The sequence below is a fragment of the Bradyrhizobium manausense genome (genome assembly GCF_001440035.1).
Classification (GTDB): Bacteria; Pseudomonadota; Alphaproteobacteria; order Rhizobiales; family Xanthobacteraceae; genus Bradyrhizobium; species Bradyrhizobium manausense.
The window spans coordinates 280,473-300,964 of the sequence record NZ_LJYG01000104.1 but is presented as its reverse complement, the minus strand read 5'-3'; the positions used below and the strand labels follow the sequence as shown (position 1 = coordinate 300,964).

Here is a 20,492-nt window from a genome sequence, read left to right as displayed (position 1 = left end):
CCGCGTCGATCGGCGGATCGAACGCTGCACATTTTCGCGTGAACATCCGGTGCGATAATGAGACGCGCCCATGTCCTGATTCCAAATTTTCAATGACGGAATCTGGGCACGGCGTTTGCTCGGTTGTTTAGCCGCCGTTCTTCTCGGCTTGGTCGTACACGGCCTGCGCCACCTTGGTCAGGCGATCGCGGTCGGCGCCGCCGCCGCTGACGACGTAACCGACGCCGCGCTCGGCCCAGAACAGCGCCCCGTCCTTGTCCGTCCTGGCATAGCGCATCTGCGTTGCGCCGGTCTCGGTCTTGGCAGTGTAGATCGTGTAGCGCTCGCCCGAGGCGCCCTCATACATCAGGAAGGACGCCGGCCCATTCGGCCCCGGCAGCAACCGTCCGCCGACCAGCTTCAGCCCGCTCGCCTCCAGATTGGGCGCGAACACGGTCCAGCCACAGCGCCGGGTCAGCCAGGCCTGGAGGTGGTCGCGTTCATTGCCACCGACCTCGACGGGGTGGCGCACCTCGACGACATAGAGGCGGTGGGCGTCGAGCGCATCCGCCGTGAAGGCCTGGAAGGTCGAGGGCGCATTCGCGGCGCCATGCGCGACCCAGCCGGCCGTGCCGCCGGCGACAAAGGCAACCAGCGTGGCCGCGATGGCGCCATAGAGCCATTGCCGCGGACGGCGCTCCAGCCGCTCGAGCTCCAGCCGGGCCGGCACCGGCTCCTGGGCGACGCCGTCGTAGCGGGCGTGCAGCATCTCGGCCATGGTCCGCCAGGACTGTACCCGCTCGGCATCCTCGGGGTGGGCGGCAAGCCAGGCTTCGACGTCGGCGCGGCGCTCGGGCGGCAACTCGCCATCGACAAAGGCGTGCAATTCGTCTTCGGTCACTGGAATATTGTGCTCGTTCATATCGGTCGTCTCTGGCTCTGCGGCCCAAAATATCTGACGTGGTTCAACTGCGCCGTTTCTCTCGTCATGCAGGGACGCAGCATCCGCGATGCATCAATCCTGCCATCATTTCACCCGCCTGAGCGCCGGGCGCTCACCCTCCAGCGACGCTTTGACGTGGGCGCGGGCGCGTGCCAGGCGCGACATCACGGTGCCGATCGGCACGCCCTGGATGTCCGCGACCTCGCGATAGCTCATGCCCTCCAGCATCACCAGCAGCAGCACCGAGCGTTGCTCCTCGACCAATGTCGAAAGGGCTCGCTCGATGTCGCGTCCTTCGGCCTCCGTTCCGCTGGCATCCGGATTGTTTTCCGTCAGCTGCATGAATTGCGGCCGCCTTGCCAGCGAGCGCCGCCGGTTCTTGTTGAGGTTGGTCAGGATCGTGTAGAGCCAGCTCCTGACGTCGCCTCCCAGAAACAATCGCTCCGAGCGCAGCGCACGCACCAGCGTGTCCTGCACCAGATCGTCGGCCGCATCCGCATCGCGCGTCAGCGCGCGGGCGTAGCGGCGCAACGCCGGGATCATGGCTTCTACATTCTGGCGAAACGCACTCATGCCGTCCTTGCTGTCCTGCCGTTCGGCGCGAGCGCCTCCAGCAATCATAACACCCGAATGGAACGGCTATTCCGGCGCCGGAAACAGCGTTAACGCCGCGGATTAGGACTGTACCACAGGGGAGGGCTGGTGTACCTCCAGACCTTGATCCAGTTCGACGGGACGTGAAGAAATGGCGCAGAATTCAGGTCTGATGCAAGGATTGATGCAAGGCAAGCGCGGGGTCATCCTCGGGGTTGCCAACAACCGCTCGATCGCCTGGGGCATCGCCAAGGCATGCCAGGCAGCCGGCGCCGAGATCGCGCTCACTTACCAGGGCGATGCGCTGAAGAAGCGGGTCGAGCCGCTCGCCGTCGAGCTTGGCGCGCTCATGCTTGGCCATTGCGACGTCACCGATGCTGCGACCATCGACGCGGTGTTCGATGTGCTGAAGGAGAAGTGGGGCAAGATCGACTTCGTCGTGCACGCCATCGCGTTTGCCGACAAGGACGAGCTCGAGGGCCGCTATGTCGACACCACCGCGGACAATTTCTCCAAGTCGATGCTGATCTCCTGCTACTCGCTGACCGCCATCGCGCAGCGCGCCGAGAAGCTGATGACCGACGGCGGCTCGATCATCACGCTGAGCTATTACGGCTCCGAGAAATGGATGCCGAATTACAACGTCATGGGCGTCGCCAAGGCGGCGCTGGAGGCGAGCGTGCGCTATCTGGCCGCCGATCTCGGCGTGAAGGCGATCCGCGTCAATGCGATCTCGGCAGGGCCGATCAAGACGCTGGCCTTCGCCGGCATCGCCGATTCGCGCCTGCTGCTGAAATACAACGAGATCAACGCACCGCTACGGCGCAACGTCACGATCGAGGAGGTCGGCGACAGCGCGGTGTATTTCCTCTCGGACATGTCGCGCGGCGTCACCGGCGAGGTGCATCATGTCGATTCCGGCTACAACGTGCTGGGCATGATGCGGCCTGAAGCCGCGGATACGTCGAAGGACTGATCACCGCCCGCAATGCCCGTGCCCACGATCTACTATCTTCGCCATGGCGAGACCGAGTGGAATGCGCTCGGCAGGCTTCAGGGCACCAGGGACATTCCGCTGAATGCGCGCGGCCGCGACCAGGCGTTGCAGGCGGGCCTGATCCTCGCCGATCTCTTCAGGCGCGACGGCCGCGACAAGGCTGATCTGCCCTATGTGTCGAGCCCGCTCGGCCGCGCCCGCCAGACCATGGAGCTCGCGCGCGGCAGGCTCGAATTGCCGGTGGCGGATTATGCGCTGGACGATCGGCTGCGCGAGATCGGTTACGGCGTCTGGGAAGGGCTGACGCTGGCCGAAAGCGAGGCGAGAGACCCCGAGATCTATGCCAGGCGCCTCGCCGACAAATGGACCGTGGCGCCTGCGGGCGCCGAGACCTATGCCGACGTGCAGGTCCGCGTCCGTGCCTGGTATGATGCGCTGCAGACCGACACGGTCGCGGTCGCCCATGGCGGCACCTGCCGGGCCCTGATGGTCTCGCTCGGCCTGGAAACGCCGGCCAGCGCCGCCGATCTCTATATCGAGCAGGGCGCCGTCTACGTGTTCCGCGACGGCCGGCTGGAGAAGTTTAGTTAGCTCTAGATCATTACCTCAGCAACGGTTCAGAAAATACATTATAGTCAATGGGTTGATCCCATGGCCGGGAATCCTTAGCTCTGTGGACAAGGCGGCCGGCGGCTTCGTGATCCCCGTGGCTCGGGTGGATATTCGCGTATCGGTTGTGGAGGTTACTTTTTCTTGTCGATGAAGCGGAAAGGAGCGTGTATTGACTGGTTCCATGCCGCGAGCTGACAGAAACAGCCGTGCTAAGCCGCCATGGAAGGATTGATGCCCAGACGTGCAGGCGCCAAAAAGGCTGCAACCCTGGATCGGGTTTTCGGAGAAGCACTGGCTCCCGACAGAATTGACTCGCTGGAAACTGAACTTCGGCCCCAGAGTTTGCACCGACTTTCCCGCGATACGGCCCGGCTGTTGAAGCAAATGATGGCGGTGACCGAGAAAGGCCTTGGTGTTACGCGCTATGTTTACTCCGAATTGCCGATCCTTTGGGTCGTAGATAGTGTAGGCAAGCTTTGGTTTTCGATCGAGGAAGTCGTGAACACGACGACGCGCGAATATATCTTCCCACGAGCGCGCAATTTCCGAACTGCGAAAGGCATGCAAAAGCTGGGTCACCCGTCCCTTATCGAGGCCGGGCCCGGAAGAATTGGTGGAGAGATTCTGTTCGATCTTGGTCGTAAACCAACTGCGGCATGGTGCATCACAAATGCTTCCGGCCGATACGGCACCCGGCCCGGCCGCACTCCCGATCACTTGGCCAATGCCGCAAAAGGAGTTTGCCAGATACGGCATCGAGCTGCATGAAGTGTTCGTCCCGACAATGGCGAGGAATAGAACGTGAAAACTGCAACGCCGGTATCGCTTGAGAGGCTTCAGCGCTTGCGACCAAGTGACATAGAGGCGATCAGAGAAAGCGCGAATCGGAACGAAACGCTTGCATCCCTCCTTGCGACCTTCGCAGAGTATCTGGCCGATCTCAGAAATCCTCGCGAAGTTGAGCTTGATGATGTCATCCGGATCGCATTGCAACTCAAGGCGGCGACCGTTTGGGAGAAGGTGAAGCCATCCGATTTTAGGGCCGCCTTCAAGGATCGCATTAGTCCCCGGGTATTCGCTGCGTTGAACGATGCGCTCGATGACTCGTCTGAAAATGAGCCTGCTGCCGCAGGCAAGACAAGCTTGTCGATTGTACGATCGGCAACGCGAAAGCTCGGGGAAAGTGAATCCGCGCCGACGCACCGTCTGACGCAAGACAAATCTCCTGCCGTTGTGGGCGGATTATACGTTCAGAAAGATAGGGGCCTCGCAGCGAGAGATCGGAAGATCGGCGATCAGGCTGTCCCCTTGCATCATGCGCAGCTGGGGATGTCTAAATCGGCGTTAATCAAGACGATTGCGAACGCCACCGAGCTTTCCAAGCGCGACGTCAAGAGCGTCATGGAGACGCTGACCGACGTCGGCCACAAGGAGCTTAAGAAGAACGGCCTGTTCCTGGTGCCAGGCTTCGCCAAGTTCGTGGTCATCAAGAAGCCCGCGACCAAGGCGCGCAAGGGCACCAACCCGTTCACGGGTGAAGAAATGATGTTCAAGGCGAAGCCGGCCCGGAAGATCGTTCGCGCCCGCCCAGTCAAGGCTACGAGAGATTCGGCGTAGCGCTCGAGCCTTTCCGGAATTAGTGAGATACGGATGTCCTTCAACACCTTCGGCCACATGTTCCGCGTCACCACCTTTGGCGAGAGCCATGGGGTGGCGATCGGCTGCGTGGTTGACGGCTGCCCGCCGATGATCCCGCTGACCGAGGCCGACATCCAGCGGGACCTCGATCGACGCAAGCCGGGCCAGTCGCGCTTCACTACCCAGCGCCAGGAGCCGGACCAGGTCAAGATCCTGTCCGGCGTGATGGCGCATCCGGAAACCGGCGTGCAGGTGACGACGGGCACCCCGATCGGGCTGCTGATCGAGAACACCGACCAGCGCTCCAAGGACTATTCCGAGATCAAGGACAAGTTTCGCCCCGGCCATGCCGACTTCACCTATGAGGCGAAGTACGGCCTGCGCGACTATCGCGGCGGCGGCCGCTCCTCGGCGCGCGAGACCGCGATGCGCGTCGCCGCCGGTGCGATCGCGCGAAAGGTGCTGCCCGATGTGAAGGTGCGCGGCGCGCTGGTGCAGATGGGGCCGCACAAGATCGATCGCGCCAAGTGGGACTGGGACGAGATCGCCAGAAATCCGTTCTTCTGTCCCGACAAGGACAAGGCTGCGTTCTTCGAGACCTATCTCGACGGCATCCGCAAGAGCGGCTCCTCGATCGGCGCCGTGCTCGAGATCGTCGCCGAGGGCGTGCCGGCCGGCCTGGGCGCGCCGATCTACGCCAAGCTGGATTCCGATCTCGCCGGCGCGATGATGACCATCAACGCGGTGAAGGGTGTCGAGATCGGCGCCGGCTTTGGCGCCGCCGAGCTCACCGGCGAAGAGAACGCCGACGAGATGCGCACCGGCAATGACGGCACGCGTTTCCTGTCCAACCACGCCGGCGGCATTCTGGGCGGCATCTCCACCGGGCAGCCGATCGTGGTGCGCTTTGCGGTGAAGCCGACATCATCGATCCTGCAACCGCGCCTCACCGTCGATCGCCGAGGCGCCGACACCGAGATCATGACAAAGGGCCGCCACGACCCCTGCGTCGGCATCCGAGCCGTCCCTGTCGGCGAAGCGATGATGGCCTGCGTGCTGGCCGACCACTTCCTGCGCGACCGCGGGCAGGTCGGGCGCTGAGTTTCTTCACCTTGTCGGGGAGGCGTGCAGTACTGCCGATGACGCGTCATGCCGCGGTACCAGCCCACCGCGCAGCTTGACGATTCCACAACTTCGTCGGCTAATGCGGCATGGAAAACTCCGAGCTCCAGCGCATCATCAATTGGCTGATCGGCGGTGCTAGATCGTCGCGCGGGTCGGCCGAGATGATCTCGGACGCCTGCGAGCAGCTGGTTGCGGCCGGCCTGCCGTTGTGGCGGTTCGGCGTCTTCATCCGCACGCTGCATCCCGAGATATTCGGCCGCAACTTCATCTGGCGGCAGGGCGAGGACGTCGAGATCGGCACCGTCGATTTCGAGATTCTTGCCACACCCGAATTCGCGCGAAGCCCGCTGCGCATCGTGTTCGAGGAAGGCCTGGAGGTGAGGGGCCGCATGGACGACCCCGACAGCAAGCGCTTTCCGTTCCTGGACGACATGCGTGCCGAGGGTGTCACCGACTACATCGCGACGCCGATGCGGTTTCTCGACGGCTCGATCCATGCCATCAGCTGGAGCACGCGACATCCCGGTGGCTTCAGCGATGAGGACATCGCGACGATCCGCTCCATCGTGGCGCCGCTCGCGCGCGTCAGCGAGATCGTCACCTTGCGCCGCACCGCTGCGACCCTGCTCGACACCTATGTGGGCAATCGCGCCGGCGAGCGGATCCTCGCCGGCCAGATCCGCCGCGGTCACAACGACACCATGCAGGCCGCGATCTGGCTGTCGGACCTGCGCGGCTTTACCGCGCTGTCGGACCGGCTGCCGGCCGAGACGGTGGTCGATATCCTCAACCGCTATTTCGACTGCCAGGTCACCGCCATCCGGGGGCACGGCGGCGAGGTGTTGAAATTCATGGGCGATGGCCTGCTCGCGGTGTTCCCGATCGACGAATATGTCGGTGACGCCGCGCATGTCTGTTCGCGCGTGCTGGAAGCGGCGCGCGAAGCCCGCGCCAGCGTCGAGGCGTTGGCCCATCCGGTCGGTGATGTCGTCGAGCGCTTCCGCTTCGGCGTCGCGCTGCATGTCGGCAACATCCTCTATGGCAATATCGGCGGCGGCAACCGCCTCGACTTCACCTGCATCGGCCCGGCCATCAACCTGGCGGCGCGGCTGGAGAAGATCGCCGGCCGCCTCGGGCGGACCGTCGTGGCGTCCGAGGCCTTTGCCAAGGCCTGCCAGCACGATTGGCGCAATCTCGGCGAGTTCCCGATCGCAGGGTTCTCCAAGGCGCAGCGCGTGTACGGGCTCGCCGAGGAAACGCCGGTGGTGATGGCGTGAAGGCGGCGGCTGACGATGTTTTGGACCACCTGCCGCCGCGATAGCGCGTCTTAAAAAGCGATCTTCATCGCGAGCGTCGCGATCACGATCATGATGGCGCCGCCGACGCGGGTGGCGATCTGGGCGAAGGCCATCAGGCCCATGCGATCCGCGGCGCCGAGAATGGCGACGTCGCCGGTGCCGCCGAGGCCGGAATGACATGCGGTCACGATCGCCGCCTCGACCGGATACATGTTCAGCCATTGGCCGACGAAGAAGCCGGAGGCGACCATCGCCAGCACCGTCGCGGTGCAGATCGCGATGTAGCCGGGATTGAACGACGCCACCAGCTGCTGCCATGACACCAGCAGCGTTCCCATCGCCACCAGGATGGCGAAGGTGAGGTTGGTCGACATGAACTTGTTGATCTGGTAGGCGCCGAGCTCCATCTCTGCTGGAAGCAGCTTCGTCAGCTTCAGCGTAACAGCGGTGATGATCATCAGGATCGGACCGGGAATGCCGGTCGTGGGCGCGAGCACCATGCCGAGCACGAACAGCCCACAGGACAGCACGATGCCGGCACCTAACAGGCCGAGATCGATCGGATGATCGGATCGCGCCGGGCCGAGGATGTCGTCATCGCCTGTCTTCACCAGCATGCCCTGGCCATTGAGATCGCGCCGCTTCTCGGCGAGCCGCGCGAGCAGCCCGGCCGCGACGATGGCGACGACATTGCCGAGCAGCGCTGCCGGCACCATCTGCGCCACCAGCTCTGCTTGCGGCCGGTGCAGCATCTCGGAATAGGCAATGGACAGCGGCAGCACGCCTTCCGCAAGGCCGCCGCCGATGATCGGGATGATGACGAAGAAGAACGTCTCCTTGGGGCTGTGGCCGAACAGCAGGCCGACAGCGATGCCGATCGCGATCGCGCCGAGCGTGCCGACCAGAAGCGGTACGAACATGCGCAAGAAGCCCTGCACCAGCACGCGGTGCGGCATGCCGAGGATCGAGCCGGCGACGAGGCAGGCGATGAAGAAATACTGGAAGTTGGCGGTGCGGAACGTCGTCGCGATCGCCTTCAGCGCCGTTTCCGGCATCAGGCCGTAGGCGACCAGCGCCGCCGGCACGAACAGGCACATGATCGCCGTGCCGCCGATCCGCTTCAGAAGCGGGATGGTCTGGCCGAGCTTGCCGAGCAGGAAGCCGAGCAGCATCAGCACCGAGAGGCCGCCGATCACGTCGTTCGGCAGCTTGCCGGAATAGACCGCCGCCGCGCAGACGAGCGCTGCGGGAACATAGACCGTGATCGGCAGCGGGCCGATTTTCAGCGCCGCGAGCGCCGATGGTGGCGTCGTCTCCGCCAGCTTCACGGTGGTGTCGGTCAAGAAAGCCTCCCTTGTCGTTTCATTCTTGTTTGTGGACGCGCGCTCAGAACCAGGGATTGTCCGCCCGGTGTCGCGCCTCGAAGGCGCGGATGTCGTCGGCAAGGACGAGCGTCGAGCTGATGGCGTCGCGCCCCGTCAGGAACGCCTCTTTCCGGGCCGGCTCGATCGGGAATGGGATGGTGCTGCCGCCATCGATACGGATGGTCTGCGGCTCGAGGTCGATGGTGAGTCGGTTGCTCGCGGGGCTCGCGACGATGCCGGCGAGGGTACCGACGGTCGCGGCGTCGAGGCTGATCGTCAGCAGGCCGTTATTGGCGCAATTATCGCCGAAGATCCCGGCGAAACTCGTGCCGATCAGGGCGCGGATGCCAAGCTGCTGAAGCCCCCAGACCGCGTGCTCGCGGCTCGACCCGCAGCCGAAATTCTCGCCGACCACGAGAAAGCAGGCATCGCGATAGCCGTGTCTGTTCAGCACGAAGTCGGGATTGGGCCCGCCCGCGCGGAAGCGCAGCAGGTTGAAGGCGCCTTCACCGAGCCCGCTGCGATCGACGCCTTTCAGGAACATCTTTGGCATGATCACGTCGGTGTCGATATTGGGCGTCATCATCGGTGCGGCGACGCCGGAGACGGAATGGAACGGCGTCATGGCAGATCTCCTTCGATCAGCTCGCGCACATCGGTGATGCGGCCGGTGACTGCGGCGGCAGCGACCATCGCGGGACTCATCAGATGCGTGCGCGCGCCGGGCCCCTGGCGGCCCTCGAAATTACGGTTGGTCGAGGAGGCCGAGCGCTGGCCCGGTGCAAGAATGTCGTCGTTCATCGCAAGGCACATCGAGCAGCCCGATTGCCGCCACTCCACGCCCGCATCGATCAGGATCCGCGCGATCCCCTCCGCTTCGGCCTGGGCGCGGACCTGCGTCGATCCGGGGACGACGATGGCGCGCACGCCTGATGCGACTTGGCGGCCTCTGAAGACGCGCGCCGCATCGCGCAGGTCTTCGATGCGTGAGTTGGTGCACGAGCCGATGAAGGCAAGGTCGATCGGCACCGACTGGATCGGTGTTCCCGGCGTCAGGCCCATATAGGCGAGGGCGCGTGTCGCCGCCGTCTTGCTGTCGGCGGCCGCGTTGCTCTCGGGATCGGGCACGCTGTCGGTCACAGCGATCGCCTGGTCCGGGCTGGTGCCCCACGTTACCAGCGGCGCGACATCGCCGGCATCGATCGTCATCTCACGGTCGAAATGGGCATCGGTATCGGAGCGCAGCTGCAGCCACGCCTTGGCGGCGCGGTCCCACATCTCGCCCTTCGGCGCGCGCGGACGTCCCTTGAGATAATCGAGCACCTTATGATCGGGAGCGATGACGACGCCGCGGGCGCCGGCCTCGACGATCATGATCGACATCACGATGCGTCCCTCGACACTCATCTCGCTCACCGCAGGGCCGGCGAACTCCACCGCATAGCCGCTGGCTCCATCGGCGCCGATGCGCCGGATGATCTCCATGACGATGTCCTTTGACGTGACGCCAAGCGCCGGACGCCCGGTCACGACGATGCGCATCGTCTTCAGGCGGCGATATCGCACGGTCGAGGTCGCCAGATAATGCTCGATGTCGGAGGTGCCAATGCCGTAGCCGAGCGCGCCGAACGCACCGTAGGCGGTCGTGTGGCTGTCGCCGGCGGCGATCACCATGCCGGGCATGACGAGGCCCTGTTCGGGGGCGACGACATGCTCGATGCCCTGGCGCGGATCGAGAATGTCCAAATATTCGATGCCGAAATCGCGGGCGTTGTCGGCGAAATAGTCGACCTGCCGCGCAGCGTCGGCATCCGGCATCTGCCGGGTGCGGCGGGCCGCGGTCGGATTGACGTGGTCGACCACCATCAGCGCCGCGGACGGATTCCACACCTTGCGCCCGGCGGCGCGCAGGCCCGCGAACGCCTGCGGGCTGGTGTATTCGTTGAGCACGGTGCGATCGACATAGAGCAGCACCAGTCCGTCATCGTCGAGGCGGCGGACCACATGCGCGTCGATCAGCTTGTCGTACAGCGTACGCCCTGACATCAGGCCTCCAATGGATATTTGACTTTCCCAGGAGGGTGGCGGCCAGCCTTCTGGAAATCCAATGTCACCTCATGATATGATTATGCAGGATTTGCATAAGCGGGACGGATGCCATGGAGATCAACTGGCTGCACGATTTCATCGCGGTGGCATCGACGCGCAGCTTTTCGCGCGCGGCCGAGCAGCGCAATTCCTCGCAGCCGGCGCTGAGCCGCAGGATCAAGGCGCTGGAAGTATGGGCGGGTGCGGCGCTGTTCGAGCGCACCACGCATGCCGTCAGTCTCACCGCCGCGGGCGATGCATTCCGCCTGACCGCCGAGGACATCATCCGCCGCCTGTCCGCCGGCCGCCTCGAGGCGCAGGAGCTCGCGCGCGGCTCATCCGACGTGCTGAAATTCGCCTCGACCAACGCGCTGTCGCTGACGTTCTTTCCGGACTGGCTGCGCGGAATCGAAACGATGCTGTCCTTCGTGCCGAATGTGCAGCTCGTCGCCAACCACATGGAGGCCTGCGAGCGCATGCTGCTGGCGGGTGAGGTGCATTTCCTGCTTTGCCATCATCATCCGTCCGTGGTCACTGCGCTGACGACGTCGCAATTCCGCTCGGCCCATGTCGGCGATGATCGCCTGATCCCGGCATCCGTACCGCTCTCCCGGTCGAGCAAGACGCCGCGCTTCAGGCTGCCGGGAACGGCGGCAGCGCCAGTGCAATTCCTGAGCTATCGCTCCGAGTCAGGCATGGGCACGATTCTCGAGGCTGTCCGCTCGACTTCACCGCTCAAGGCGGAGCTGAAGCCGGCATTCACCTCGCATCTTGCAAAGCTGCTGGTCACCATGGTCCAGGCCGGCCGCGGCATGGCCTGGCTTCCGCAAAGCCTGATTGTGGATCAGCTCGCGTCCGGCGAGCTGGTGAAAGCGGGCGGCGAGGCCTGGGAGATCCCGATCGAGATCAGGGTGTTCCGCCCGCGGTCGCGACTGACGCCGGCGGCAGAGGCATTCTGGACCCATGTTCAGGAGGATCCCGCAGGGAGCCCGCGCAAGGCGCCTCGCGCGCGTCGCCCTATTCCTCAGGCTCGGTCGTGAACAACAGCGGATAGCCCTTGGCGCGGCCGGCGTCGGTGGCACGGGTGGCTTTAGTTTCGGCAACGTCCTTGGTGAAGACGGCGACGACGCAGGCGCCCAGCTTGTGCGCGGTGATCATGACCTTGTAGGCCTGATCCTCGGTCATGCGGAATTCGGCCTTGAGCACCATGGTGACGAATTCACGCGGCGTGTAGTCGTCATTGATCAGGATGACCTTGTGCAGCTTCGGCCGCTCGACCTTGGTCTTCGTCCTGGTTTTCGGCGTCGTAACAGTGTCGTTCATTCCGCCTCCTGGACACGGCGGGCTCGGGTTCCGGGCCGGAGCGATCAGCTCGCGACCTTCGCACCATATTGCAGGACCTGCACCTTCTCCAAGGTGATCAGGCCGCTCGACATCATGCCATCCAGGATGGGCAGGAATGCGTTGATGTTGTCTTCGCTGTCGACGATCTCGATCAGCAGCGGCAGATCCTCCGAGAGCCGCAGGATTTTCGAGGTGTGCAGCCGGCTCGACTTGCCGAAGCCCATCGGGCCACGCAGCACGGTGGCGCCGGCAAGATGCCGCTCGCGCGCCGTTGTCACGATGGCTTCATAGAGCGGCTTGCCGTCGTAATGGTCGCTCTCGCCGATGAAGATCCGCAGCGAAACGGCCTGATTGGGGATTTGCATCGTCAACTCCTCGTCAAGCGGTTGTAGCGGCTCGCCATCATATGCCCGGCCCATACCGACACCAGCCAGCAGACGACGGACGCCGCGACATAGGCGATGGCGGTATATTTCATGCCGCCGTGGAATAGGCGAAAGGTCTCCAGGCTAAAGGTCGAGAACGTGGTGTAGCCGCCGCAGAAGCCGGTCATCACGAACTGCCGGTGCTCCGGCCGCGCCAGCATGCGCCCATCGGGGCTGGTCAGCGTCGCATAGAAGCCGATGATCAACGAGCCCGTGGCGTTGATGAACAACGTCGCGAAGGGAAAGCCCGGGCCGGTATCGAGGGCGAGCCCGACCAGATAGCGCGTCAGCCCGCCGACGATGCTGCCGGCGGAAACCCAGGCATAGAGGATTGCGGTACGCCAGCGGTCGGCGGAGGAAGGCTTCATTCGCCTCTATCCCCCAAAACCGTCAGCAAGGAGGAAGCCGCAGCTCACGGCCGCAAGGCACAGGCCGACCGAGAATACGACATTGCCGAGCGCGTGTGCCGGCTCGCCGTTGCGGGCCAGGGTCAGCGTTTGCAGGCTGAACGAGGACACCGTGGTGTAGCAGCCGAGGAAGCCTGTGACCGCGAACAGCCACGGATTGGGCGTCGCGAACGCCGAGCTGGGATGGGTCGCCAGCGCGCCAAACATGCCGATCAGGAAGGCGCCCGTGACATTGATGGTCATGGTGCCCCAGGGAAAGGTCTCGCCCAGCCGGCGCGCGATGACGCCGGAGACGAAATAGCGGGCGCAGCCGCCCAGCACGCTGCCGGCCACGATCGCGATCACTCCGCTCAGCACGATGAACAGCCCCCTGTCATCACTTCTTCTCCATGGCCAGGCCGTCGCCGACGGTCAACAGTCCTACCAGCGCGGCCAGTGCGAAGCCGAGCCCGGCAAGGAACGTGCCGACCGGCCCATAGGCATCCCACAGCGCGCCGGCGATCACACTCGCGGCCAGCATCGCAAGGCCGGTGAACAGGTTGAAATAGCCGAACGCGGTGCCGCGCAGGCTTGGGGGTGCAGTATCGGCGACGAGGGCCGAGAGCAAGCCTTGCGTCAGTCCCATATGCAGGCCCCACAGCACGACGCCGAGCGCAAGGCCGGCCAGATCAGGCAGCAGCGCCAGCGCAAGGTCGGCGCCAGCGAGGAGGACGAGGCCGAGTCCGAGCAGGGCGGTCCGGTTGATCCGGTCCGACAGCGCGCCGGCCGGGTAGGCGGAGAGGGCGTAAACGATGTTCATCAGCACCAGCACCGCCGGCACCCACATCGCATTGAGCCCGATGTTCTGCGCCCGCAGGATCAGGAAGGCCTCGCTGAAACGCGCCAAGGTGAAGATGACGCCGACCGCAACGACCCGCCAGTAGACCGGTCCGAGCTGCCGCATCGCGGCGGTGTTGAGCGGATTCTTCGCGGGCTCCCGGCCGGCATCCGGCTCCGGCTCGGTCACTGCGAAGGCGATCAGTCCGAACGACAGGAACGCCGGCAGCACCGCCACCCAGAACACGGCGACAAAATGATCTGAGGTCCACCACATCAGTCCGATTGCGACCAGCGGTCCGATGAAGGCGCCGACCGTGTCGAGCGATTGCCGCAGGCCGAAGCTCGCGCCGCGCAGGCCCATCGGCGAAATATCGGCGATCAGTGCATCGCGCGGTGCGCCGCGAATGCCTTTGCCGACGCGATCGATGAAGCGCGCTGCCACCAGCCAGCCCACGCTTGGGGCAAGCGGGAACAACGGTTTTGTCAGTGCAGCCAGCCCGTAGCCCAGGGCCGCGAGCAGCTTGCGACGGCCGAGCCAGTCGGACAGGGCTCCGGAGAAGATCTTGGTGATGGCGGCGGTCGCCTCCGCGATGCCCTCGATGAAGCCGACGGTGAGGGTGGAGGCGCCGAGCATGGTGACGAGATAGACCGGCAGCAGCGCATGAATCATCTCGGAGGAGATATCCATCAGCATCGAGACGAAGCCGAGCACCCAGATCCCCCTGGGCAGCCTGGCATGGGCGGCATTCGGTGTGGTCGTCGTCACGTCGTGGACGTCTCCCTGGTCTTCGTTTCAGGCAACAAAAAAACCCGCCAGCGGCGGGNNNNCCATGCTCCCGCCACAGGCAAAGGCTGATGGCCTTGCCTTCGGCAGGAGTCATCAGCCCATTGCAGTCGCGCGACCGCCGGGCGGTTGTCGGGGGACTCCATCCCCATCTGTCGGGTCAGCCTAGCATGGAAATCAGGGGGAACAAACGGGCGGCCGGTCACGCGGCGCGATCGCGTGGCGGCGCAGGCGTGGCGACACGGCGGCGGTTTCGCGCCGGCGTATGAAAATCCTAACCTGAATGTGAAGCCCAAGCGATCTTCGTGCTTTGCGGCACGGCGTTTGCGTGTCACCATCGCGTCATACGACGGGAGACTGCGATGCGCTTGCTGTTCTCGATCGGGGCTGTGCTGGTGGCCGGCGTGCTTGCCGGAGGGGACGTCGCGGGCTTCGCGGCACCAAGTTCTAAATTCGGATCGCCGAAATTCGAACCAACGAGACAGCAGCGCCAGGCGGCCGACGGCGATGCGCAGTCGGTTGATGTCGAGCTGATCCTCGCGGTCGATGTCTCCTACTCCATGGATATGGACGAGCTCGCGATCCAGCGCGAGGGCTATGCCCAGGCGATCCAGTCCAAGGAGTTCCTGCAGGCGCTCAAGGCCGGCCCCAACGGCAGGATCGCGGTGACCTATTTCGAGTGGGCCGCCTCGAGCGACCAGAAGATCATCATCCCCTGGCGCCTCATCGACGGACCGGAGACGGCGGATGCGGTCGCAGCCGAGATCTTGAAGACGCCGATCCGGCGCGCCTCACGCACCTCGATCTCAGGCGCGATTGGATTTGCCATGCCGCTGTTCGACGAGGATCCCTATCACGGGCTTCGCCGCGTCGTCGACATCTCGGGCGATGGTCCCAACAACAATGGCGGCCCTGTCACGGTGGCGCGCGATCTCGCACTCGAGAAGGGCATCATCATCAACGGCCTGCCGATCATGGTGAAGGAGCCGTCGTATTCGACGATGGATATCGACAATCTCGATTACTATTACGAGGACTGCGTGATCGGCGGACCCGGCTCCTTCGTGATCGCGATCAAGGATCGCGAGAAGTTCAAGGAGGCGATCCGCACCAAGCTGCTGATGGAGGTGGCGGGCCGAACTCCCACGGTGGTGCACGTTGCGGACAAGGACAAGGAGCCGCGCGTGAGTTGCCTGATCGGCGAGAAGATCTGGTCGGATCGCTGGGGCCGCTGACGTGCTCGATGAGACCATCCGTCGCCGCGCGGCCGGCGGCTGAACTTAACTGTCCGTTAACTCCGCCGTGCCCCTAATCCGACTGTTTCTGAACGTTGCTGATGCTTCCTGCCGCCGCTCGCAGGCCAGCGAGCCCGTCGAACTCGTCCATCGCATATACTCATGTCCTTCGTCACGCCAAGCACCAGCCAGATTTCGCCCGCCAACGAGCGGCTGTACCACCAGAGCGCCTTGATCGGCGACTGGAAGGGCACTTGGGCGGGCAACAACCAGCCTGTCGGCTTCAAGGTCGTGAACATCCGCGGCAACCGAGCGCAGGTCGAGTACACCCATAACGGCCACACCGAGCGCGGCTTTGGCGAAGTTCAGGGCACGCTCATCAACTTCGGCGGGGTCACGGTCGGCACCAAGGACGGCAAGAACATGGTGCTCCTGTTCTCCTTTGGGGGCAGCGGCAAGCAGACTGCAACTCTCGAGAAGCAGGCGCCACCGGCCTCCGACAGCCGCCTGATGGGAAGCTGGGGTGGCTATTCCAGCGACATCGGCAAGAGCGCGAGCTTCAAGGTGCTCTCTGTCAACGGCAACGAAGCCCAGGTCAGCGTCACCACCGAGGGCATCACCCGCCAGGGCACCGGCATCGTCTACAAGAACGTCATCATGTTCGGCCAGGCGCAGATCGCGACGGACGACGGGCAGAACGGCAAGATCACCTACCAGGTCGGCACCAAATCCTTCATGGTGCCGGTGACGAAATATCCGCCGGCGGATACGTCATCCTCCGTCGACCGGACCGCGTAGCAGTTCGCCGGTGCTTCGCACCGACGCCGCAGCTTGACATGGTCGGCCGCGGCGTCCAGCGCGATCAAAATCAGATCCGTGCTTCCAGGATCAGGTTGAACGGCGTTTCCGCGGCGCGGCGGAAGCGCGACAAGCCGCCTTCGGCTGCGACCTTGCGTAGCCTTGCCTCGCCGGCTTGCGCGCCGAGTGCGAGGCCCACCTCCTGGTCGAGCGAGGCCGGTGTGCAGATCATGGTCGATGCCGCGTAATAGACGCGCCCGACCGGGTTGAGATTGTCTTCGAGGCGGTCGCCCGCGAATGGCTCGACCAGCATGCAGGTGCCGTCCTTCGCCATGGTCTGGCGCACATGGCTGATGGCGCCGACGGGATCGCCCATGTCGTGCAGGCAGTCGAAGAAGCAGACGAGATCGTAGCCCTCGGCCGGATAGGTCTTGGCCGAGTGAACCGCGAAGCTGACGCGATCGCCGAGCCTGGCCTCNCCTTGCGCGCCGCCTCGATCGAACCCTCGTGATAGTCGAAGCCATAGAAGCGGGAGTTTGGAAAGGCCTCCGCCATCAGCCGTGTCGAGACGCCATGTCCGCAGCCGACATCGGCGACCTTGGCGCCGCGCTTCAGCTTGTCCACGACGCCGTCAAGCGCGGGCAGCCATTCCTGCACCAGGTGATGCATGTAGCCGGTGCGGAAGAAGCGGGCGGTGCCGCAGAACAGGCACTCACTGCGCCGGTTCCAGCCGACGCCCTTGCCGGACTTGAATGCGTCGGTGATCTTCGGCTCGTCGAGAAAGGTCGAGGCAACGACATTGGGGAAGGCACCGAGGAACACGGGGCTATCCTGATCGGCAAGCGCCATCGCCTGCTCCGGCAGCATCGAGAACTTGCGCGATGCGGAATCGTATTCGATGTAGCCGGACGCCGCCTGACTCGACAACCATTCGCGGACATAGCGCTCCGCCGTCCCGGTGGCGCTTGCGAGCTCGGTCGAGCTCATTGGCCCCTTGGCGGCGAGCGTCCGGTAGAGCCCAAGCTTGTCGCCGAGCAGGACCAGCGACGCGTTCATCGCCGCACCCATCTCGGTGACCATTTTACCCATAAAGGCATTCAACTTGTCGGAATTGACCTCCATGACAGCCTCCATCCAATGTCGGGCATTTTCAAAGGTCTGCGCAATCGCGCGTGATCGGACGGCATCAGGCTTTCGCGGTCAAAGCCGCGGCTTCAGCTTGCGCGTCTCTTCAATGGGTCAATCCGGCACGAAGGAGGTTCAAAGCGTCAGGGTCTGGAACCCGATGGCGTGATCAGCGGCATCGCATCACTGGCATTCGCACCTTGGCGGGCGTATATTTTGCGCACCATTCTGACGGTTACCTCGATGCCCGGCTTTACTCGTACCTGTGGTCTTACTGCCCTTCTCGCGCTGCTCTGCCTTGGCGGCGGACCTGCTCATGCCCAGGTCGCGCCTGTGCAGTATTGGATTCCGGGCGGGGCTTTCGGCTATGGCGGCAGCACCGAGAGCTACAGCGATGGCTATGATTTCCGTCCCGGCTTTTTCGTCGGAAGCCGGAGCGGCAATCTCGGCCTGAGCGGTTTCACCCAGGCCGGATCTTCAGGCAATTTCAGCGCGCTCTCCTTCGACAGCACGCAGTTCGGCTACAACATGAAGACCGCGGGCGGCTCGCCCGTGACCTTCTTTGCCGGCTTCGACACGCTGAAATACGGTAACGGCATCGGCAGCTCGGTTGCACCGCTGACCTCCGCCGCCGGTCCCGGCTACGGCGGATTTGCGGGCGTCGAATTCAAGCCGACGTCCAATCTCAGCCTGTCGTTCGGCGCCGGGTTCACCCAGCGCGACTCCGGCCTCATGGACAGCGATATCAGGTCGAACATGCTGCCGGGCGAGTCGCCGGCGCTGGGCCAGCTGCGGCGCTAAAGCATGATCCGGAGAAGTGTGAAGCGGTTTTCCCTCGCGACATCAGCGAAACGCGTTTGCGCGGAGATGATGCTTAAATAAAGAGCTGAAGCGCGATGACGATTCTACCCGATCTCATCGCGCTTTAGCGGCTGAACTTCGCCACCAGCTCGACATGCGGCGTGTGGCGGAACTGATCGACCGGGACGACATTCTCGACCTTGTAACCGCCATCGATCAGCAGCCGCGCGTCACGGGCGAAGGTCGCGACATTGCAGGACACCGCGATCACCACGGGCACCTTGCTCGCGGCGAGTTTCAGCGCCTGTGCCTGTGCGCCCTGGCGCGGCGGATCGAATATCACGGCATCGAAATCGCGCAGCTCCGGTGGCACCAGCGGACGGCGGAACAGGTCACGCGGCTCGGACTTGATCGGCTTCAGTCCCGGCGTGCGCGCCGCCTTCGCGAGCGCGGCGATCGCGCCGGCGTCGCTGTCATAGGCGGTGACGCGGGCTTTCTCGGCGAGCCTGAGCGCAAACGGACCGACGCCGCAGAAGAGGTCGAGAACCTCCTTCGCCTTGCCGACGCGCTCGGCGACGAGTGAAGCAAGCGTCTCTTCACCGGCCACGGTTGCCTGCAGGAACGAGCCCGGCGGCAGCGTCACCTCGGCGCGGCCCATCCGCACCGTTGGCGGCAGGCGTTGCAGCACCAATTCGCCATGCCGCGTCAGCCGCGCCAGACGATGCTGCTCGGCGACGCGCGACAGCGCGGTGACCAGCGGCGTCGGCAGCGGGCCGGAGCCGCGCACGTCGACATCGAGGCCGTTGATGGTGGCGGTCACCTGGATGTCGAGCGGTTTGGTCACCGGCATTTTCGACGTCAGCGGCTCGGCGATGGCCCAGGCGGCATCGAGCGCGCCTTCCAGCGCGGGATCGAGGATCGGACAGCGGTCGATCGGGATCACATCGTGCGAGCTCGTCGCGGAAAAGCCGACCTTGAGCACGTCATGCGTGCCGAACCTTCCGTGCAGCGTGACGCGCCTTCGCCCGGCACCATGCGCATCGACCAGCGGGACCACCTCGCAAGGAATGCCGGCCTGCGCCAGCGTCTCGACCACGATGTTGCGTTTCCAGGCCTGGTAGGGCTCCGCTGCCCAATGCTGGATCGCGCAGCCGCCGCAGACGCCGAAATGCGGGCAGAACGGTTCGATGCGCTCGGGGCTGGCGATATCGACCGCCAGCAGCTTGCGACGGTCGGGATGATGGCCGGCAACGTTATCGACCTCGACGCTCTCGCCGCCAAGCGTGTAGGGCACATAGATCGCATCGCCCGTCGTGAGTGAAACGCCGTCGCCGCGATGGCCGACATGATCGATCGTGACACGTTCAACCACGGCGCGCGCCCAGGAAGAATTCGATATTGCCGTCACCGCCTGATATCGAGGAGGGAAACACCTCGATCTCGGTGCAGCCGAGCGAGGCGGCAAAGGCCGCGATGTCGTCGCAGATCTCCTGATGCACGGCGGCGTCGCGGATGATGCCTTTCTTGTTGTGCTTCCTGTCAGCCTCGAATTGCGGCTTGATCAGCGCCAGCAGGCTCATCGGCGCGGCCGCCAGCGACAGCGCAACGGGAAGCACGGTCTTCAGCGAAATGAAGCTGACGTCGATGACGACGACATCGGGCCGCGCCGGCAGCCGCTTGCCCTCATAGGCGCGGATGTCGGTCTCCTCCATCGATACGATTTTGGGATGACCGCGCAGCGAGGTGTGCAACTGGCTGGTGCCGACATCGACGGCGAACACCAGGCTCGCGCCATTCGCCAGCAGCACCTCCGTAAAACCGCCGGTGGAGGCGCCGACGTCGAGGCAAACATGGTCCTCGATCTCGATTCTGTAGCGCTCCAGCGCGCCGGCGAGCTTGACGCCGCCGCGCGAGACGTAGGGATGCGCCGGCTCGGCCTGGATCACGGCGTCCTCGGCGATCGTCTCCGACGGTTTTTCGACCTGCTTGTCGTTGGCCGTGACGAGCCCGGCCTCGATTGCCGCGCGCGCCCGCGCCCGGCTCTCGAACAGGCCGCGCTCGACCAGCAGAACATCAGCGCGCTTGCGGGCAGGGGACATCGATCTCTCCAGCGATT

23 protein-coding genes, 1 pseudogene and 1 riboswitch are annotated in these 20,492 nt (G+C 64.4%); of the genes and pseudogenes, 10 read left to right on the top strand and 14 right to left on the bottom strand.

Translation table 11 applies throughout. From position 1 onward, the window contains the following. Window positions 1-127 precede the first annotated feature (127 nt). Entirely contained in the window at window positions 128-901 is a 774-nt protein-coding gene (locus AOQ71_RS28460) for an anti-sigma factor family protein (protein WP_057753603.1), read from the bottom strand. A gap of 105 nt (window positions 902-1,006) precedes the next feature. Next, window positions 1,007-1,495 carry a sigma-70 family RNA polymerase sigma factor gene (locus tag AOQ71_RS28455; RefSeq protein WP_057753870.1) on the bottom strand — a complete coding sequence of 163 codons (489 nt, stop codon included), beginning with the start codon at window positions 1,493-1,495 and terminating at the stop codon, window positions 1,007-1,009. Window positions 1,496-1,667: 172 nt separating this feature from the next. On the opposite strand from AOQ71_RS28455, the gene fabI reads away from it, so the two are divergent. The 6 genes from fabI to AOQ71_RS28430 all read left to right on the top strand — a co-directional run bounded on the left by fabI (window position 1,668) and on the right by AOQ71_RS28430 (window position 7,165). Next, the gene (gene fabI / locus AOQ71_RS28450; protein ID WP_057753600.1) at window positions 1,668-2,492 is read left to right on the top strand and encodes an enoyl-ACP reductase FabI; all 825 of its coding nucleotides are present in this window, start codon (window positions 1,668-1,670) and stop codon (window positions 2,490-2,492) included. Between the two features lie 12 nt (window positions 2,493-2,504). Next, window positions 2,505-3,104 carry a histidine phosphatase family protein gene (locus AOQ71_RS28445; protein WP_057753597.1) on the top strand — a complete coding sequence of 200 codons (600 nt, stop codon included), beginning with the start codon at window positions 2,505-2,507 and terminating at the stop codon, window positions 3,102-3,104. Window positions 3,105-3,356: 252 nt separating this feature from the next. Then, window positions 3,357-3,893 (top strand): hypothetical protein, encoded by a 537-nt coding sequence (locus AOQ71_RS45455; protein ID WP_157083667.1) that lies wholly within the window; start codon window positions 3,357-3,359, stop codon window positions 3,891-3,893. 561 nt (window positions 3,894-4,454) lie between these two features. Beyond that, complete coding sequence (locus AOQ71_RS28440; protein WP_057753867.1) at window positions 4,455-4,742, top strand: HU family DNA-binding protein; 288 nt, start codon at window positions 4,455-4,457, stop codon at window positions 4,740-4,742. A gap of 33 nt (window positions 4,743-4,775) precedes the next feature. Continuing rightward, window positions 4,776-5,864, top strand: coding sequence for a chorismate synthase (gene aroC / locus AOQ71_RS28435; RefSeq protein WP_057753594.1), 1,089 nt, complete (start codon window positions 4,776-4,778; stop codon window positions 5,862-5,864). Between the two features lie 110 nt (window positions 5,865-5,974). Further along, the gene (locus tag AOQ71_RS28430; protein WP_057753591.1) at window positions 5,975-7,165 is read left to right on the top strand and encodes an adenylate/guanylate cyclase domain-containing protein; all 1,191 of its coding nucleotides are present in this window, start codon (window positions 5,975-5,977) and stop codon (window positions 7,163-7,165) included. A 50-nt stretch (window positions 7,166-7,215) separates the two neighbouring features. On the opposite strand, the gene AOQ71_RS28425 is transcribed toward AOQ71_RS28430, so the two are convergent. Genes AOQ71_RS28425 through leuC form a run of 3 tightly spaced genes read right to left on the bottom strand, consistent with a single transcriptional unit; the run spans window position 7,216 to window position 10,596 of the window. Further along, the gene (locus AOQ71_RS28425) at window positions 7,216-8,529 is read right to left on the bottom strand and encodes a 2-hydroxycarboxylate transporter family protein (protein WP_057753588.1); all 1,314 of its coding nucleotides are present in this window, start codon (window positions 8,527-8,529) and stop codon (window positions 7,216-7,218) included. A gap of 43 nt (window positions 8,530-8,572) precedes the next feature. Further along, window positions 8,573-9,175 (bottom strand): 3-isopropylmalate dehydratase small subunit, encoded by a 603-nt coding sequence (leuD, locus tag AOQ71_RS28420; protein WP_057753585.1) that lies wholly within the window; start codon window positions 9,173-9,175, stop codon window positions 8,573-8,575. Further along, on the bottom strand, window positions 9,172-10,596 hold the full coding sequence (gene leuC / locus AOQ71_RS28415) for a 3-isopropylmalate dehydratase large subunit (RefSeq protein WP_057753583.1): 1,425 nt from the start codon (window positions 10,594-10,596) through the stop codon (window positions 9,172-9,174). The genes leuD and leuC overlap by 4 nt, the downstream gene beginning before the upstream one ends. Window positions 10,597-10,709: 113 nt before the next feature. Here leuC and AOQ71_RS28410 point away from each other — a divergent pair, with 113 nt between their 5' ends. Beyond that, window positions 10,710-11,678 carry a LysR family transcriptional regulator gene (locus AOQ71_RS28410; protein WP_057753581.1) on the top strand — a complete coding sequence of 323 codons (969 nt, stop codon included), beginning with the start codon at window positions 10,710-10,712 and terminating at the stop codon, window positions 11,676-11,678. Here AOQ71_RS28410 and clpS read toward each other — a convergent pair. The 5 genes from clpS to AOQ71_RS28385 are packed head-to-tail and all read right to left on the bottom strand — an operon-like array spanning window position 11,656 to window position 14,399. Next, on the bottom strand, window positions 11,656-11,961 hold the full coding sequence (gene clpS / locus AOQ71_RS28405; RefSeq protein WP_057753578.1) for an ATP-dependent Clp protease adapter ClpS: 306 nt from the start codon (window positions 11,959-11,961) through the stop codon (window positions 11,656-11,658). The two genes, AOQ71_RS28410 and clpS, sit on opposite strands and share 23 nt — an antisense overlap. A 44-nt stretch (window positions 11,962-12,005) precedes the next feature. Further along, entirely contained in the window at window positions 12,006-12,347 is a 342-nt protein-coding gene (locus AOQ71_RS28400) for a DUF190 domain-containing protein (RefSeq protein ID WP_057753575.1), read from the bottom strand. A gap of 2 nt (window positions 12,348-12,349) precedes the next feature. Next, window positions 12,350-12,775, bottom strand: a complete 426-nt coding sequence (gene crcB, locus AOQ71_RS28395) for a fluoride efflux transporter CrcB (protein ID WP_057753572.1) — start codon at window positions 12,773-12,775, stop codon at window positions 12,350-12,352. 6 nt (window positions 12,776-12,781) lie between these two features. After that, window positions 12,782-13,171 carry a fluoride efflux transporter CrcB gene (gene crcB / locus AOQ71_RS28390; protein WP_057753569.1) on the bottom strand — a complete coding sequence of 130 codons (390 nt, stop codon included), beginning with the start codon at window positions 13,169-13,171 and terminating at the stop codon, window positions 12,782-12,784. A gap of 19 nt (window positions 13,172-13,190) precedes the next feature. Continuing rightward, the gene (locus tag AOQ71_RS28385) at window positions 13,191-14,399 is read right to left on the bottom strand and encodes an MFS transporter (RefSeq protein ID WP_057753566.1); all 1,209 of its coding nucleotides are present in this window, start codon (window positions 14,397-14,399) and stop codon (window positions 13,191-13,193) included. Window positions 14,400-14,497: 98 nt separating this feature from the next. Beyond that, window positions 14,498-14,576: riboswitch (Fluoride riboswitch) on the bottom strand. A 203-nt stretch (window positions 14,577-14,779) separates the two neighbouring features. Between AOQ71_RS28385 and AOQ71_RS28380 the strand changes: the two genes are divergently transcribed. Beyond that, window positions 14,780-15,652, top strand: coding sequence for a DUF1194 domain-containing protein (locus tag AOQ71_RS28380; protein ID WP_057753563.1), 873 nt, complete (start codon window positions 14,780-14,782; stop codon window positions 15,650-15,652). A gap of 162 nt (window positions 15,653-15,814) precedes the next feature. After that, window positions 15,815-16,450 (top strand): hypothetical protein, encoded by a 636-nt coding sequence (locus tag AOQ71_RS28375; RefSeq protein WP_057753560.1) that lies wholly within the window; start codon window positions 15,815-15,817, stop codon window positions 16,448-16,450. Window positions 16,451-16,520: 70 nt separating this feature from the next. Here the strand turns inward: AOQ71_RS28375 and AOQ71_RS48740 are convergent. Continuing rightward, window positions 16,521-16,928 (bottom strand): annotated as a pseudogene (locus AOQ71_RS48740) (SAM-dependent methyltransferase); the annotation flags it as partial. Between the two features lies 1 nt (window position 16,929). Beyond that, window positions 16,930-17,572: class I SAM-dependent methyltransferase (locus AOQ71_RS48735; protein ID WP_430648658.1), on the bottom strand; the 643-nt coding region annotated here is incomplete at its 3' end. A gap of 246 nt (window positions 17,573-17,818) precedes the next feature. On the opposite strand from AOQ71_RS48735, the gene AOQ71_RS28365 reads away from it, so the two are divergent. Further along, window positions 17,819-18,376 carry a hypothetical protein gene (locus tag AOQ71_RS28365; RefSeq protein WP_057753865.1) on the top strand — a complete coding sequence of 186 codons (558 nt, stop codon included), beginning with the start codon at window positions 17,819-17,821 and terminating at the stop codon, window positions 18,374-18,376. Window positions 18,377-18,500: 124 nt separating this feature from the next. Here the strand turns inward: AOQ71_RS28365 and AOQ71_RS28360 are convergent, their stop codons facing one another. Next, window positions 18,501-19,748 (bottom strand): class I SAM-dependent RNA methyltransferase, encoded by a 1,248-nt coding sequence (locus AOQ71_RS28360; protein ID WP_057753558.1) that lies wholly within the window; start codon window positions 19,746-19,748, stop codon window positions 18,501-18,503. Next, entirely contained in the window at window positions 19,741-20,475 is a 735-nt protein-coding gene (locus AOQ71_RS28355; RefSeq protein WP_057753553.1) for a TlyA family RNA methyltransferase, read from the bottom strand. Before AOQ71_RS28355 ends, AOQ71_RS28360 begins: the two co-directional genes overlap by 8 nt. Window positions 20,476-20,492: the final 17 nt, after the last annotated feature.